The following is a 15,079-nucleotide window of genomic DNA, read 5'->3' on the forward strand; positions in this document are numbered from 1 at the left end:
GAAAGTTTTACTAATATAAAAAGAGTTAATTTTGAACGAAAAAGCTTTTTGTAGCTTAGAAAAGATCAGAAATCACTTGGCAGTATGACACTTCCTACTTCCTCTGTAAATGCTTTTTTAATATTCTCCGGATCTTTTCCACTGATTACTTTAACGATTAATTTGCTTCTCTCAATAATAGATAAGCTTAAAGGATCAAAGAGTTCGTATTTTCCTGCCTCACTGCTGTGTTGTTTTAGCAGTTCTCTAAGTTGCAAAGTTGTTATTTTCTTTATAAGCTTTGCATCTTTATTTAAAAGAGGATCCTTATCATATATTCCATCAACTTTTGTTACATTGATTATATTTTTTGCACCAATGACTTCAGCTAATATTGCGGAAACAGCATTTGTAGATTGACCTGGTTGCAGACCACCCATTACTATGATTCTCTCAAGAGGGTCATCCTTTACTTTTAAAATATCATTTATACTTTCTAGAGGATATGGAACTGCATAACTGCCTAGCGATAGTATAAGAAGATATGCGTTAAGCCTAGTTACTTCTATCCCTATAAGATCAAGAACTGATTCGTTTCCGCCTAATTTTCTTGCTGCATTAATGTAATCTCTTGCAGTATTGCCTCCACCAACAACTACTGCTGGCCTATAGCCGCTTTCCCATAATTCTATTAATACATTTGAAAAATTTCTTATGGCATCAGGTTTGTCAGGCTGAATGAAACTGCCACTAATTTTAATAACTATAGGGGTTCTACTCATTCTAGAATTACCTCGGAATACATCATTTCAAGTTTGAGGATTATTCATTTAAGTTGCAACTTTAGATAGTATATCCTTAGCCTTACTTTTTGCTTCTTCTTCCGTATCTGCTGCAACATTCAAATATATTTTTGTTTTCATGTCCCTAAAAACATACCTTTTAATTCCATTTATAACATAAGTATTTATAAGTTCTAGTCTATCTTCAACTTTAGAGCTCATAATTAACGCCTTCATCATTTTTCAGAGATCGAGGACAAAATCATCGCTAATTATTTTATTTTCTGAAAAGCTTCTTTAATCTTTGCATATGCCTCAGTTAGGTTCTCTGATATAACTCTAGTTTCTCCGATAACCGGCATAAAGTTTGTATCGCCTATCCACCTAGGAACTATGTGAACATGTATGTGGTCTTCAATCCCCGCGCCAGCTGCTCTGCCGATGTTCATACCTATATTGAACCCGTCGGGTCTGTACAGTTCAGTTAATACTTTTACGCTTCTAACGATCAACGTTGACAATTCAAGTAACTCTTCATTATCAAGATTCTCTATACGAGAGACATGTTTATAGGGCACTACCATTAAATGCCCCGAGTTATAGGGATATTTGTTCATTATAACAAACGTTTTATTTCCTCTGAAAACTACTAAGTTTTTATTATCATCTTTTTCAGCAATAACTTTACAGAAAATACAGCTTCCCTTTTCTTCCTTAGAAATTTCTTTAATATAAACGGAGCGCCATGGAGCCCATAGAATTTTCATTTTTCTCATCTCAGTGTAATTGATATTTTAACCAAATCACTATCTTATTATTTTAAATTCAAAAGGAAGATTAAATATTAAATGTTAAAAAGCCAAAATTCACTGAAGAAGGAACGAAAGATGAAAATCGGCATAATTACTGGTAAAAGAGCATATGATCTGGTGAAGCAAAAGATAGATAATAGCTTTTTTGGGGAATCAATTACAATAAAAATCTTTAAGTTAGAAATAGAAGTTGCTGCAATGTTAACAACGTCTATAATTTTAGAAATGCTCAAGAAAGATGAAGTTTTGGTTAATGAATTAAGAGAAATGGATGTAATTCTAATACCAGGCACAGTGAGTGGTAGCACAGAAGAAATAAGCATTTTAATTGGAAAACCCGTTTACAAGGCATCTAGGGATCTCTCTTTATTGAAAGAACTAATAAATTTTGTATCATCAGGAAAAAAGCTCTCTTCGACGATCTCTGCAGATGAGATTTTGAACTTAGATAGATTAAAAAGATTTGAAGAAACTTTAGAAGAGATATACAAGAACAAATATCCTGTAGCCTTTGAAATAAAAAACATAAAGATACCTGTTAGAGGACCGCCTATATTTATCGCTTCTGAAACACCTACAGGAGTTTCACCACAGGACGTAGGAGAATATGTGAGATATCTAGAAGATAGCGGCGCAGATATCATAAATGTTGCAATTCCTATTGGAGAAAGCTTTGAGGATAGTATAAAAAGAATAAAAAATGTTGCAGAATCAATAAGGAAAAGCGTTTTGGGAATAGATACCATAAATACAAAGCTTATGCTCGAGGCATATGATTATGGTGCGGAAGTTTATTTTTCGCTGGACAGTAAAAATATCGAAGAACTAAAGAGGATTAAAGAAAAGTCATTTGTAGTAATTCCAAGCGAAAAGACTTTGGATATGGGCAGAGAAAATATTGTTTTAGAGTTAGAAAATACAATTAAAAAAGCAGAAGAACTAGGATTCAGAAAACTAATTGTTGATCCTATAATAAAGCCGCCATGTACAGGTTTTGTCGATTCTCTTATTTTATTACATGATGTCTCTGAAAGAGTGAAAAATTATCCATTTATGCTTAGTTTTTCAAATGTTATTGAACTAATGGATGCAGACTCGGTAGGTATAAACGCTATTCTATCTACCATTGCGGCGGAGATGGGAGCTTCTCTAATTCTCGTATCTGAGGAATCATGGAAGGCTAGAGGGTCAACGCTCGAAGCAAGGATTTCTTCTCTTATGTCTTCTTATGCCTTTAAGAATAAAACCCCTCCAATTAATATCGGAACCGATCTGTTGCTATTCAAGTCTAAAAAGAAGCCTGTCAGTATGAAGCCTCCAGAAGAATTCAAGAAAATTGTAACTGTTGAGAATCAGGGAGAACCGATTATGGATAAAGGTATCTATGTTTTGATTTTCGTTGACCATGAAAAAAGGCTTATATATCTCTGTGTTCACGGAGAAGAAAAATTATGTTATGCTTCAGATAATGGAAAGGATCTTTACAAGAAGTTGACCAGATCTGGCGTAAAATTCTCGAACGAGCATGCGTCTTACATTGGATATGAGCTTGCAAAGGCAGAATTCTCGCTCAAGCTAGGTAAACAATATGAGCAAGACTTTAGCTCTTTCGTAGAACCGAAAGAAAAATATTTTGATATCTTAAAATACTATAAAAATCTGGTGAGAGATATTGAGTAGCACAAAGGATTTCTCTTTAAGCTTTAGAGAAACTACCCTTTATTTTGGCATAAATTCTACAGAAAGGATATCTAGATCGATAAAGGGCTTTAGAAGGGCGCTCATAGTTACTGGAAAGACATCCGCTAAAAAGAGCGGCGCTTTAGATGATATTTTGAAAATACTTAATGAAAACGATATTGAATACACAATTTATGACTCTGTAACATCTAATCCTACGGTAGACAAGATAGAGGAAATTACAGAAAAAGGCAAAATCTTTGATACCGATTTGATTATAGCTATTGGAGGAGGAAGCGTAATAGATAGTGCTAAATTTGCTAGTGTAATACTTTCTATAGGTGGGAATCCAGTAGATTACATTAAAAGGAAGATAAAACCGGTCTCTCATACTTTTCTCGTTGCAATCAACCTCACACATGGAACAGGAACAGAAGTTGATAGATACGCAGTTGCAACTATAAGTGAAACCAAGGAGAAATTAGGCTCGTCTATAGCATATCCAAATATTTCTGTTGACAATCCGAGATATATGGTTTCTTTGTCTCCACAACAAACGCTTTTCACCAGCATTGATGCATTTTATCATGCTCTTGAATCAAGTATAGTTGAATCATCAAACCCATATGTTCAAGATCTTTCAGAAAAATCTGCTTACTACATAAAAACGTATATTCAAGTTGCAATGAAGAATCCTTCGGATATTGAGGCGAGATATTGGCTACTATACGCAAGCATGTTAGCCGGAATTTCAATTGACTTGGCAGGTACAAGCATAATTCATGGAATGGAGCATGGATTAAGTGGGGTAAATCCAAGCCTTGAACATGGAGCAGGTCTAGCTATTATAGGTCCCTTGTTTCTACCATTGTTGTACAAGGCGTTTCCAGAAAACTCCTGGAAAGTTATGAAAGTCTTAGATCCATCCCTTAGGCCAACTCCTGAAGATGCAGAAAAAGCCGGAAAGATTCTGGACGAATTTCAAAAGAGTATCGGTTTTAATTATGCTCTTAAGGATTACGGCTTCGATAAAGAATGGCTAAAAGACGCTGTAGAGGCTGGATGGAGAATTTTTGAGCCTAGAATTCCAAAGGATAAGTTTATTTTAACAAAAGAGCAGGTTTATAATATGTTGCTTTCTAGATTATAAGGGTTTTTATTTCTCAATTTTTATGTTTCCGAATCAGCAAGAAACATTAAACAGACAGGATCGGAAGCTAATATGTTTCTCATGTTGGAGCGATATCCGTTTCGCTTATACAATAATTTACTTTTTTCATTACCTTTTTCTTAATCAAATAATCGAAAAGAGGTTTTAAGATAATTTTTAAAGGAAAATAGTAGAATGGAAGCTTTATTTCAGCTCCGCTAGCTAATTTATGCCCTCCACCTCCAATACATCTAGCTATGCTGCTGACATCAACCTGCTTAGATCTAAAAGACAAAACTCCGCTCTCTCTGTATATTACTACTATATCTGCTCCAGTTTTGGATAGCAGATAGTGACCAAGTAGACTAGCATTTGGAGGTCCTGGCTTTTTATATAAGTATGCTACATTAATCCTTTTACACTGTTCAGTAAAAACTTCCCTTAATGCTTTGTTATAGCCTTCAAGCTCTAAGTTTATGTACTTTTCCACAATATCATCAAAAGAGTCCGACCAATACCTTCCATTGCTAAACTCCTCGATTAAAAATCTTTTCCATTTGTTGCTTCCAACATCAATATCCCCGCTACCTAATATCCTATATAGAAAAGGAGAGAACCATTCTTCCCACTTCCATAAGTCTGCAGAACATACCGAGTCAACGAAAAACCTAGTGTTATCGTCTTCAGGGCTTAGACCTCCAAAAGCATGTCTTGAAACCACACCTGCAGCACAGGTATCCTCCTCGACAAATAGCTTCACTCCTATGCTATTAATTGCATCTTTGAATTCTTTTGGCCATATATGATGATCATACCATTCTACGGTAAATCTTTTAGTTAATTCGCTAAGAATGCTTAATACTTTTTCGAAATTGCTCCTGTTTACTCCGATATCCATAATAGCTATAATGCTACCGCTTTTATATGGCGAAATAGTCGAGGAGAGAGCCTTATCTAAATTGGTTGGTTCTACAAAATTAACAGAATAGTTTATATTGCTCAGCTTTTCTTTAGCAATTTTTATGTATATAGAGGCAGAAGCTATTCCGTCTAAATCTCCATGTGTATATAGTTGTAACTCGCTCAATTTAGATTACCTTTTGAACTATTCTAATGTGGAAACCTTAGATTTATCATTAGAATGATTTTTAAAGATTTCGTTTGAATTTCTAAAATTTCCTGGTTATATGATTTATTCTATAGCGAATATAATATTGATAAAAGAGCTTTTAGCAATATAACTTTTTGAAAAAGAATTAGAATTTCCTTTTTAAATGATAAGAAAAATATTTATTTTCATAAAACTCAAATATTTTTCAACATCTAACTTAAATGGAAAAAGCCTCTATTTTGTAAAAATTTGGAGGTGTCGAACTTCGATTTAAATTACGAAGAATTGATGAACATAAGCAGAAAGATCGCAGAAGAAGCTTCCAAAGAACTTGCTAAAATTTCACAGGATGAAAGATCTTTTGAACATTTAGACAAAGGAAAAGAAACAATAAAGGCAGACAAGTTATCAGAAGATTTAATAATCGAAATGCTTAAAAACGAAGGAATCAGGGGAACAATAGTTACTGAAGAATCTGAAGTTATAAAAGAAGGCAATGAAAATATAATTGCGATAATAGACCCTTTAGACGGTTCAAAGAACTACGCCAGAGGAATTAAGTGGTGTTCTGTTAGTATAGCTTTCGCAGAACAAAGAGGAAATGGTATTAATGATATTGTCGCGGGAACAGTAAAGCCGGTATTCTTTAATGAGTCATTTAGTTTTTATAAAAGAGGGGGAGTTTTTGTCAATAACGAAAAATATTACATAAAAAAGCAGCCAGGCATTGATAAAGAAAAATACTATGCTGTATATTTTGACAACGATAATGCTATCGAGACGGTAAAAAACATACGGGAAAAGCTTATTAATAGGGGATATATAGCGACATTTAGAAGCCTTGGAAGCGCTGCACTTGAACTTGCACTCGTTTCTATAGGAAAAATTGACGGTTTTATAGATGCAAGGTCAAAATTGAGAATTGTAGATGCTGCGGCAGGAATTGGTATGATAATAGAAAATGGTGGAGTAGTAAGAGGATTAGATGGTGAAGATTTTTTAGACATTGATCTTAAAAAGATGTATAGATTTAAAAGTTTGATAGCCTTAAGTTCAATAGAAGAAGCAAGGACTGTTTTTGGATGAGATGAGGGGAGGATATTGAGCTGGAATCTAATTTCAAATTATGATCCGCTTAAAATAGAAGAAATTGTGATAAGATACTGGACTGAGAATGGAATAAGGAAAAAGGTGCTAAAAGAAGTTTGGGATTCTAGAGAAGGATCCGAAATTTTCTCATTTTTAGAAGGTCCTCCAACGACAAATGGATATATGCATGCAGGACATGCGAGAGGGAGAATATACAAAGATGTGATGATTAGATACCATATGATAAAGGGCTTTAGAGTTTGGGCTCAAGGGGGATGGGACACTCAAGGTTTGCCAGTTGAGTTAGAAGTAGAGAAGAAGTTTAAGGTTAAAAGCAAAAAGGAGATAGAAGAGAAGATAGGTGTCGAAAAGTTTATTGAAGAATGCAAGAAAAGCGTTGATCATTATATATCAGAATGGATATCTGATAATGAAAGGCTTGCGGTATGGCTTGATTATGAAGATGCTTACCAAACAAGGAATCCTAAATATTTAGAGACCGTATGGTCTTTCGTTAAAAATGCATATGAAGAAGGTCTTCTGTACAAATCCTACAGCGTCGTGCCGCGATGTCCGAGGTGTGGAACAGCTCTTAGCAATCATGAATTAAGCTTGGGAAGCGAAATAGTAAAAGATCCGAGTTTGTACTTTAAGGTAAAGAGCCTGGATGGAGATTTTTACTTTGCTGTTTGGACAACTACGCCGTGGACTATAATCGCGAATAGAGCTTTAGCCGTTAATCCTCAATCAGATTATGTCCTAGTAGAAATAAAAGGAGAAAAACTCCTTATAGCCGAGCCATTACTCAACTCCTTGCTGTCTAAGTTGCAAGTAAAGGATGCAAAAATAACTGCCAAATATAAAGGAAGTGAGCTAGTTGGAAAAAGATATGTTCATCCGCTTTCAGAAGAAGTTCCAAAGAACTCTAATTGTAGCCCACCAGAATGCACTGTTGTGAGTGCAGATTATGTGACAATGACTGAAGGTACAGGTATAGTTCACACAGCACCTGCCCATGGTCCTGAAGATTTTGAGACTGCGAAAAAATATGGATTAGAAGTATGGACTCCATTAAAAGATAATGGGTATTTTGGAGAAGATGCAGGGATATTTTCAGGTATGTGGTTCAAAGATGCAAGCAAAGCTGTTGTTGAAGCTCTTAAGGAAAAAGGTCTAGTTTTGCATTATGAAGAAATAGAACACGAATATCCTCATTGCTGGAGGTGCGGTACGCCTCTAATATACTATCCGACTAGTCAGTGGTTTATTAAAACTACTGCTATTGTCAATAGGATGAGGGAGTATCTCAAAAATGTTAAGTTCAGGCCTTCTTGGGGATATAATAGAATGGATGCTTGGGTGGAGGCAAGTAGAGACTGGTGCATTTCAAGGGAAAGATATTGGGGAACTCCTCTGCCAATATGGATATGTCCGAAGTGTGGGCATATAGAAGTTTTTGGGAGCATAGAAGAGCTTAGTAAAGCTGCAGGAGTGGATGTAAAGGATCCGCATAAGCCATATATAGATCAGTTGCATATAAAATGTCCAAAATGTGGCGAAGAAATGAAAAGAGAGCCATTTGTTATGGATGTCTGGGCAGATAGCGGTGTTGCCCATACAGCTGCATTAAAGCAGTTAAATAAACAACATCTTCATAAGTATATATTCCCATATTCATTTGCTTTGGAACCTCCTGAACAGGTGAGAGGTTGGTTCTATACGCTTTTAATAACCAGTACTGTTCTGAACGATTCATCGCCATTTAAAATGCTCGGTATGCATGGGTTAATACTAGATGCTGAAGGGCAAAAGATGAGCAAAAGCAAAGGGAATGTCGTGTTCGCTAGGGAGGCTTTAAAAAAGCACGGGGCAGATCAGCTTAGGCTTTTCATGTGCTATAGGAACTCACCTTGGCAGGATATTAGATATGTCGATAAGGAGATTTCAGAAATAGGAAGTAAACTCAGAGTATTCTATAACGTTGTTAAATTTTTCATATCATATGCAGAGTTAGACAAATGGAATGCGTCTGCTATTGAAGAAGATATGAAGAATATAACAAATGTTGACAAATGGATACTGACAAAGGAAGAAAGCGTAATGAAAAGCGTGTATGAAAGCATAGAGAACTTCGATTTGCATAGCGCTTCTAAAGCATTGTTTGATTTCTTGGTTGAAGACGTAAGCAGGAGATATATAGTTGCAGTAAGGCCGAGAGTTTGGACCGAAGAAAATACTAAGGATAAAAGAGCAGCATACGCGACAATATTCACTTTGCTAAAGCACTCAATACCGCTTATAGGCATTTTTACTCCATTCATTGCTGAATACATATATCAAACAGTGTGGCGCAAGGTTGGGATCGAACCCAAGGAATCTGTTATGCTTGAAGTCGCAAAACCATTGCCCAAAGATTATTTAGATAATACCGCATTTGAGAATGTAGAGGAAGCAATGAAGGTTATAGATACTATTGTGAGTTATAGAGGAGAAAGAGGCATAAAGAGAAGGATGCCCTTAAAAAAGATCGTAATTCTCTGGTCGAATGAAATTAAAGAAAAAGAAGAATACATATCACTAATTTCTACAATGGCGAATATTACAAGCGTTGAATTTGTAGCCAGACCGCCAGAAAAATTTGTAAAAGAGCTTCAAGCAATTGGAGGAAAGTCTAAGATTTACATTATTGAAGAAATTGATAAAGAAACCTATGAGCTCGGTCTTGCAAAAGAGGTCATTAGAAGGATACAGATAATGAGGAAGGAAAACAACTTGGAGTATAGCGATAAGGTTAATGTGAAGTATTATACAGATTCTGAAGAGCTGGAAAGTGCGATTATAAAACATATCGACTACATTAAGAACGAAACTCGTGCGGTGGAGATAAGTAAAGAAAGCATAAGTGAAGGAAAAAGATTTGAAATAGAAGAGTATGTTATAGTGCTAAAAATTGAGAAGATCAATAGCCAATAAAAGAATCGAGCCTTTTATATACTTCCCAAAGTGCTGATTTTTTCACATCTTCAAGATAAACCCATCGTTTTCTTTGGTTTTCTAAAACGTTCTTATCTAGTGTTACTCTGACAATCTCCTCAGAAGCTCCTGATTTGAGTATAATCCTTCCTCCCGGATCAACAACTATACTCCCTCCAAGTACTTTCCTTCCATCAGGATAGCTTGTTCCAGTTAATATTACTGAAGCCCAATACACGGTGTTTTCAGAAGCTCTTGTAACAGAAATGCTTTCCCAAAGTTGAACCCTATTTTCAGGAATGCTGGAAGGATTAAGAATAAGTTCGGCACCTCTTATAGCCAATAGCCTTGATAGCTCAGGATACATAGCATCAACGCAAATTATAACTCCGATTTTAGTAAATCCTAAATCTTCAACCTTGAGAAATGATCCCGGCGATATTTCATTTCTTTCCTTCATTGGATAACTCGGAAATATCTTTTCAGAAATTGCTTTAGATTCTCCCTTTGGTGAAATGATATAACTCTTGCTTAATGCCTTTCCATTTTCTCTAACATAAAACGCTCCTGGTACCATCCAAACTCCAAGTTCATTGGATAAAATTTCAAGTTGCGTTAGAAATGATTTAAGTGTGCTATATTCTAAAATTTCTTTTGTCAGCCATACTTCCGGGAGGACAATTATTGAGTTTTTTTCTATTTTTATGGCCCTAAGATTTTTTATTAGACGCATTAAATTCTTTTCTAAATCATCTTCCCTTTTATGCTGTACAACAATTAATTCAAACTCACTATTCATTCTTTGCACCAAACTTCTAAACTAAATATTTATTTTAACTAGTATAAATAAAAATTACTTAGTTCAACTTTTGTGCTTAAGTGTGAATTTAGTATGGGTTTGTTAAAGTCAATTGAAAAAACCAAAAAAATGCTTAGAATGATGGAGAATGTTGATGTTAAGAGCATAGCAAGAAGGCTTTTTGTGATGAATAGCTTTGATGGTCTTCTAACTTCAATAGGCGTTATAATTGGGACACATATAAGTGGAAGCAAGGATCCGATTGTTTATATATGGGCAATTGTTGGAGGGATAATAACAGTTGGCATATTTAGTAATTTTATCGGTGTATATATGACAGAGAGAGCTGAGAGAATAAATGAGGTAAAAGAAATAGAAAAGCATCTCCTCACTGAACTAAAAAACACATACTACGAAGTATTCATTAAATTGGTACCAATATATATAGCAACATGGAGTATGATGGGGGCTCTTTTCTCTCTTATTTCGATACTACCTCTAATTCTAAGTCTAAAAGGAGTAATTTTATTAGATCACTCTTTAATATCTTCAGTAGTTATGTCGAATATTCAGATTGCATTCATAGGAGCTTATTTAGGGAAGATCAGCAAAGAAAGCGTGATAAAAGAAGCTGCAAGATTTTCTTTAATCGGTCTAAGTGCTACTGCCTTTCTTTACATTGTTTCTTTGTTTTTTGAACGATAAAGTTAAAATCTCTAAAAACTTATAAAAATACATCTGTACATCGCACATAATGCATATTTATGTTAAGTATTAAAGATTAAATGAAATTTGTGTGGGGAAAATAGATGCCTAAAAAAAGAGAAAGCAGAGGTAGACATAAAGGAGGAAAAGGGTACGTAGAAAGAATACAATGTGATAATTGTGGTAGATTAATACCTGAGGATAAAGCTATATGTGTTGAGAGATACTATAGTCCTATAGAACCACAACTTGCTAAAGAACTTGAAAAGAAGGGCGCAATCATAACAAGATATCCTGTAAAGAAGTGCTACTGTGTTTCTTGTGCTATACATCTTGGTATAGTGAAGGTCAGGGCTGAGGAAGAAAGAAAGGCAAAACAAAATGTTCTTTAGAGTGGGTACTCTTTTTTAATAACTTATCTTAAAATTCATTCTTTACAAATATTTTTCATTTTGATAGCATCCCTTTCTAATATAGGGCTTTCACTTATGATTACAGCTTCTATACCGGTTTCTTTGTAAGCTTCACAGACAATTCCAAATTCCGGACCGAATTCATTTTCATCAAGCGTATGATGTTCTTTTTCTCCTCCACTGTTATACTCAATTTTAGAAAAGTGCGTGTGGAGGGGATGAACACTTTCATTTCCAAGCTCTTTTTCAATAGTATCAATTATTTTTACAACTTCATCTTTACTCTTTATAGACATTCCTAAGCTTCTAGCATACAAATGTGCCCAATCAACCACCGGACGGCATTTTTCCACATTTCTGCAGATTTCTATGGTATCATCTATAGAACCTACCTGTTTCTTTTTTCCAGTCGTTTCCGGTCCTAGCCATGTATATTTCCATCCTTTGCTATTAGCTTCCTCCCTCACATCCTTCAGTGCTTCAATTACTAATTCTACAGCCTTCTTTACGCCCCAGTCAAGATAGTATCCAGGATGAAACACAACTACATAGCTTTTCATCCATTCACTAGCCCTTATAGCATCAAGTAACCTTTCCTTGCTTTTTTCAATAGTATCTTTCTGTTGTGCAGAAAGATTTATGTAATAGGGTGCATGCATGCTGAGAAGCACATCATTCTCTTCCGCTATTTTTCCAAACTCTTTAGCCTTAGATTCGCTGATATTAACCCCTCGTACTGCTTCATACTCCATAGCATCAAGTCCAATCTTCTTTAGAAATACTGGGGCTTCTAACAGATCTCCCTTTAAATCTATAGGCTTTCCAGCAGGTCCAAACCTAAATCTTCGGTTACCCAATTTTCGACACCAAATAAATTATCAACTTTCAAATATTTTAATGCTATTCAAATGTAGAATTTCATTCCGTCTTCGGCTAGAAAGGTATTTTTAAAAATTTTTAAAGCATTATCTAGGATCATCTCGCTTTTATCGTTATATCTATTGCTTATATGGAAAAGAATTAAAGATTTTACACCAGCCATTTTAGCAACCTTAGCTGCAATAGAGCTTGTTGAGTGTCCAAAAGCAATTGCTTTTTCAACCATAGAGGAATCAAATGTTGAATCATGAATAAGTACATCTGCGCCCTTAATTTTCTCAATAAGCTCTTCACATGGAGCGGTGTCTCCTGTATATGCTAAAGAGAATCTTTCCTTTTTTTCTTTGCCAGTACCGAAAGCTTTTATTATATACCCAAAAGATTCAATATTAGTATGACAAGTCTTAAATGGATAAACAGAGATGTACTGTTCAAGCGAAATTTCTCCTTCCGGCTTAATTATTTCTATAGGGAATTCAAGCTGATATGAAGTTATTTGAGAAGCAGCATTTAGTATTTTTTCTATACCTTCAGGAGAGATAATACTTAGCTTTCTTTCCCTCCCTTCCATACTCATAGTCTGGATAATCCCCGGCAAGCCAAATATATGATCGCCGTGCAGGTGAGAAATTAAAATGTGATCTATCCTGTTTACTCCTATTCCGTTTTTTATTAATGATCTTTGGGATCCTTCTCCAATATCAAGCAAAATATATTTTCCTCTATACTGAAGCAAAATGCTCGGTAAACCCCTTTTCTTACTCGGTGTTCCAGCTGCTGTTCCGAGAAAAAGAATCCAAGCTTCACTCAACTTTCTGCATCACCATAATAATTCTCGTTAATCTATTATGAACATACATAGGGCATCTACTCTTTATTTTTAAGCCTTCAGGTATTATCAGTTTTTCAGCTATGTTTCTATCTAGAGAAAAAACAATTTTTCCTCCAAAATCCAATATGTTCGCTAACTCTTTAAGAGAATCTTGTGATAAGTTTGTACTGTCCGAAAAAAGAGATTTAACGGATCTTCCATATGGAGGATCTGTTGCAACAAAGCCAATGCTTCTCTCTCTTATTGGAAGATGCCTTGCATCAGCTCTAATTATTTCAAATTCGTTAACTTTCGAAAGCGTTTTTAAATTTCTTTTAGCTCCATAGCACATATCCTTTCTGATATCGCTACAGATAGAAATAAACTCCCAATCGTTTAATGCAGATAAAGGTAGGCTACCAGTCCCACAAAAAGGATCGTAAAAGACTCTTCCCTCTTTGCTTATAGAAAGATTGACTAAAAGTCTAGCGAACCAAAAATTGAGAGCCCCAGGCTTATAAAAAGGCAAGTTATGAGGATTTTGAGAAATTATATCCCCCTTTCCTCTATCCGATAGAAGCTCACCAATTATTAAAACTCCGTCAGCTGCTATCACTCTTACGGTTTTTTTATCTTCTTTTCTGCTTTCTATGCAGTTCTTTTTAATAAACGAAAGGGCAATTGATACTAAAGCATTTCCATCTAAACTCTTCAAAAACCCCTGTATTCTATGAGGTTTTATGTAGATTTTCCCGTTGGGGCAATACTTGAAAAATAAGGGTTCTCCTTTTGAGGGAATAATTCCTATAACTCTCCCAACTTCTTTGATAGTAGAAGACCTGACTTGAATGTTTATGGCATCGGTCTCATCTTCTACCTCAAAGATTGTTGTATTTGTCAGCTCTAATACAATATTTCCTTCATAAAATTCTAAAAGAGAAATAAATTCAGATCTACTAAGGCAGGGGTATTTTCCGCTTAATAAAGCATAAAACAGGGGCAAAACACTTCACTGTTTTAGTATTTCAGCTAATTCAGGAATTACATCGTAATATATTACGCCACTTTTCGGTGGAAGTGTATTGGCTGAAAGTACAGAATAAACATTTGCTTCTTTCAATTTGTTAATTGCATCACCCGCTAGTAATGCGTGAGAAACAGCTACAAAAACTTTCTTTGCTCCAAGCGAGTAAATTTTTTTAGCAGCTTCAGCTACAGTACCTCCAGTACTTATAATATCATCGACAATTACAACATCTCTATCTTTTAAATTAACTTCATGGAAGCTTATCTCAATTTTTCCTGTGTACACATCTCTTTTCTTTTCCATGTAGTCAAAGTCAGTCGAAAGTTCGTTAGCTAACCTTCTAGCCCTTTCAAGCGCACCTATATCTGGTGATATCACAAATGGATGTTTTGCCATATTCCTTATCATGTTTGCCATAGATTTGAAAGGTATAATATTATATGAAGTCCCATTAAAATATGAAAGCGTGTTCGGCTTGTGTATATCTATAGTGTATATTGAGCTCATTCCCATTTGCGACAAAATTTGTAACAACGCTTTAATGCTTATAGGTTCTCCATTTAAGAATATTTTATCCTGTCTCGAATACGCAACATATGGTATATACCCATTAATCTCTTTTATATCCAATTCTCTAAGCGCTTCAAGGATAAGAATAAGCTCCCAAATCGAATCATTCTGGGGAGGTGACAGAGAATGTGCAAGAATAACTTTTTTTCCACTAACTTCTTCTGGTACTCTTATATATGTTTCTCCGTCAGGAAACACTTTATGGAAAACCTTCAATGACTTTATATTTAATGATTTGGATAAGTTGTCGCAGAACCAATCCGACTTAGTTCCACACAATATGATATCCATAATTTTCA

The 15,079-nt window shown here is 35.1% G+C and carries 15 protein-coding genes; 6 read left to right on the plus strand and 9 right to left on the minus strand.

Annotation, left to right across the window (positions count from 1 at the left end; genetic code table 11):
• Positions 1-65 precede the first annotated feature (65 nt).
• Genes pyrH through FFONT_RS04845 form a run of 3 tightly spaced genes read right to left on the minus strand, consistent with a single transcriptional unit; the run spans position 66 to position 1,528 of the window.
• Entirely contained in the window at positions 66-761 is a 696-nt protein-coding gene (gene pyrH / locus FFONT_RS04840; protein ID WP_014558114.1) for a UMP kinase, read from the minus strand.
• 48 nt (positions 762-809) lie between these two features.
• Positions 810-983, minus strand: a complete 174-nt coding sequence (locus FFONT_RS07005; RefSeq protein ID WP_158308319.1) for a hypothetical protein — start codon at positions 981-983, stop codon at positions 810-812.
• 50 nt (positions 984-1,033) lie between these two features.
• A complete protein-coding gene (locus FFONT_RS04845) occupies positions 1,034-1,528 on the minus strand; it encodes an HIT family protein (protein WP_148683667.1) in 495 nt (164 codons plus the stop codon).
• Positions 1,529-1,648: 120 nt separating this feature from the next.
• On the opposite strand from FFONT_RS04845, the gene FFONT_RS04850 reads away from it, so the two are divergent.
• Both FFONT_RS04850 and FFONT_RS04855 read left to right on the plus strand, forming a co-directional pair.
• Positions 1,649-3,253 carry a dihydropteroate synthase-like protein gene (locus FFONT_RS04850; RefSeq protein WP_158308320.1) on the plus strand — a complete coding sequence of 535 codons (1,605 nt, stop codon included), beginning with the start codon at positions 1,649-1,651 and terminating at the stop codon, positions 3,251-3,253.
• Positions 3,246-4,403: an iron-containing alcohol dehydrogenase gene (locus tag FFONT_RS04855; RefSeq protein ID WP_014558118.1), complete on the plus strand. Its 1,158-nt coding sequence runs from the start codon at positions 3,246-3,248 to the stop codon at positions 4,401-4,403. Before FFONT_RS04850 ends, FFONT_RS04855 begins: the two co-directional genes overlap by 8 nt.
• Before the next feature lie 79 nt (positions 4,404-4,482).
• Here FFONT_RS04855 and FFONT_RS04860 read toward each other — a convergent pair whose 3' ends face one another.
• Positions 4,483-5,490, minus strand: a complete 1,008-nt coding sequence (locus FFONT_RS04860; protein ID WP_014558119.1) for a DHH family phosphoesterase — start codon at positions 5,488-5,490, stop codon at positions 4,483-4,485.
• Positions 5,491-5,802: 312 nt separating this feature from the next.
• Between FFONT_RS04860 and FFONT_RS04865 the strand changes: the two genes are divergently transcribed.
• The gene (locus FFONT_RS04865; RefSeq protein ID WP_148683669.1) at positions 5,803-6,600 is read left to right on the plus strand and encodes an inositol monophosphatase family protein; all 798 of its coding nucleotides are present in this window, start codon (positions 5,803-5,805) and stop codon (positions 6,598-6,600) included.
• 15 nt (positions 6,601-6,615) lie between these two features.
• Complete coding sequence (gene ileS, locus FFONT_RS04870; RefSeq protein WP_014558121.1) at positions 6,616-9,576, plus strand: isoleucine--tRNA ligase; 2,961 nt, start codon at positions 6,616-6,618, stop codon at positions 9,574-9,576.
• Here ileS and FFONT_RS04875 read toward each other — a convergent pair.
• Complete coding sequence (locus FFONT_RS04875; RefSeq protein ID WP_014558122.1) at positions 9,563-10,375, minus strand: carbon-nitrogen hydrolase family protein; 813 nt, start codon at positions 10,373-10,375, stop codon at positions 9,563-9,565. The two genes, ileS and FFONT_RS04875, sit on opposite strands and share 14 nt — an antisense overlap.
• A 93-nt stretch (positions 10,376-10,468) precedes the next feature.
• On the opposite strand from FFONT_RS04875, the gene FFONT_RS04880 reads away from it, so the two are divergent.
• Together FFONT_RS04880 and FFONT_RS04885 are read left to right on the plus strand one after the other, a co-directional pair.
• Positions 10,469-11,080, plus strand: coding sequence for a VIT1/CCC1 transporter family protein (locus FFONT_RS04880; RefSeq protein ID WP_014558123.1), 612 nt, complete (start codon positions 10,469-10,471; stop codon positions 11,078-11,080).
• Positions 11,081-11,184: 104 nt separating this feature from the next.
• Positions 11,185-11,472, plus strand: coding sequence for a 30S ribosomal protein S26e (locus tag FFONT_RS04885; protein WP_014558124.1), 288 nt, complete (start codon positions 11,185-11,187; stop codon positions 11,470-11,472).
• 35 nt (positions 11,473-11,507) lie between these two features.
• Here FFONT_RS04885 and FFONT_RS04890 read toward each other — a convergent pair whose 3' ends face one another.
• From FFONT_RS04890 to prs, 4 genes are read right to left on the minus strand one after another with little or no spacing between them, the layout of a single operon-like run.
• On the minus strand, positions 11,508-12,350 hold the full coding sequence (locus tag FFONT_RS04890) for a TIM barrel protein (protein WP_014558125.1): 843 nt from the start codon (positions 12,348-12,350) through the stop codon (positions 11,508-11,510).
• Between the two features lie 47 nt (positions 12,351-12,397).
• A complete protein-coding gene (locus tag FFONT_RS04895; RefSeq protein ID WP_014558126.1) occupies positions 12,398-13,183 on the minus strand; it encodes a ribonuclease Z in 786 nt (261 codons plus the stop codon).
• Positions 13,176-14,186, minus strand: a complete 1,011-nt coding sequence (locus tag FFONT_RS04900; RefSeq protein WP_014558127.1) for a TRM11 family SAM-dependent methyltransferase — start codon at positions 14,184-14,186, stop codon at positions 13,176-13,178. Before FFONT_RS04900 ends, FFONT_RS04895 begins: the two co-directional genes overlap by 8 nt.
• Before the next feature lie 6 nt (positions 14,187-14,192).
• The gene (prs, locus tag FFONT_RS04905; protein WP_014558128.1) at positions 14,193-15,071 is read right to left on the minus strand and encodes a ribose-phosphate diphosphokinase; all 879 of its coding nucleotides are present in this window, start codon (positions 15,069-15,071) and stop codon (positions 14,193-14,195) included.
• Positions 15,072-15,079: the final 8 nt, after the last annotated feature.

It is taken from the genome of Fervidicoccus fontis Kam940 (assembly GCF_000258425.1).
Lineage (GTDB): Archaea > Thermoproteota > Thermoprotei_A > Sulfolobales > Fervidicoccaceae > Fervidicoccus > Fervidicoccus fontis.

Bases quoted from the DNA above. Each gene is read 5' to 3' on its own strand.
- pyrH (WP_014558114.1), bottom strand. From the start codon at position 761: ATGAGTAGAACCCCTATAGTTATTAAAATTAGTGGCAGTTTCATTCAG.
- FFONT_RS07005 (WP_158308319.1), bottom strand. From the start codon at position 983: ATGAGCTCTAAAGTTGAAGATAGACTAGAACTTATAAATACTTATGTT.
- FFONT_RS04845 (WP_148683667.1), bottom strand. From the start codon at position 1,528: ATGAAAATTCTATGGGCTCCATGGCGCTCCGTTTATATTAAAGAAATT.
- FFONT_RS04850 (WP_158308320.1), top strand. From the start codon at position 1,649: ATGAAAATCGGCATAATTACTGGTAAAAGAGCATATGATCTGGTGAAG.
- FFONT_RS04865 (WP_148683669.1), top strand. From the start codon at position 5,803: ATGAACATAAGCAGAAAGATCGCAGAAGAAGCTTCCAAAGAACTTGCT.
- FFONT_RS04875 (WP_014558122.1), bottom strand. From the start codon at position 10,375: ATGAATAGTGAGTTTGAATTAATTGTTGTACAGCATAAAAGGGAAGAT.
- FFONT_RS04880 (WP_014558123.1), top strand. From the start codon at position 10,469: ATGGGTTTGTTAAAGTCAATTGAAAAAACCAAAAAAATGCTTAGAATG.
- FFONT_RS04885 (WP_014558124.1), top strand. From the start codon at position 11,185: ATGCCTAAAAAAAGAGAAAGCAGAGGTAGACATAAAGGAGGAAAAGGG.
- prs (WP_014558128.1), bottom strand. From the start codon at position 15,071: ATGGATATCATATTGTGTGGAACTAAGTCGGATTGGTTCTGCGACAAC.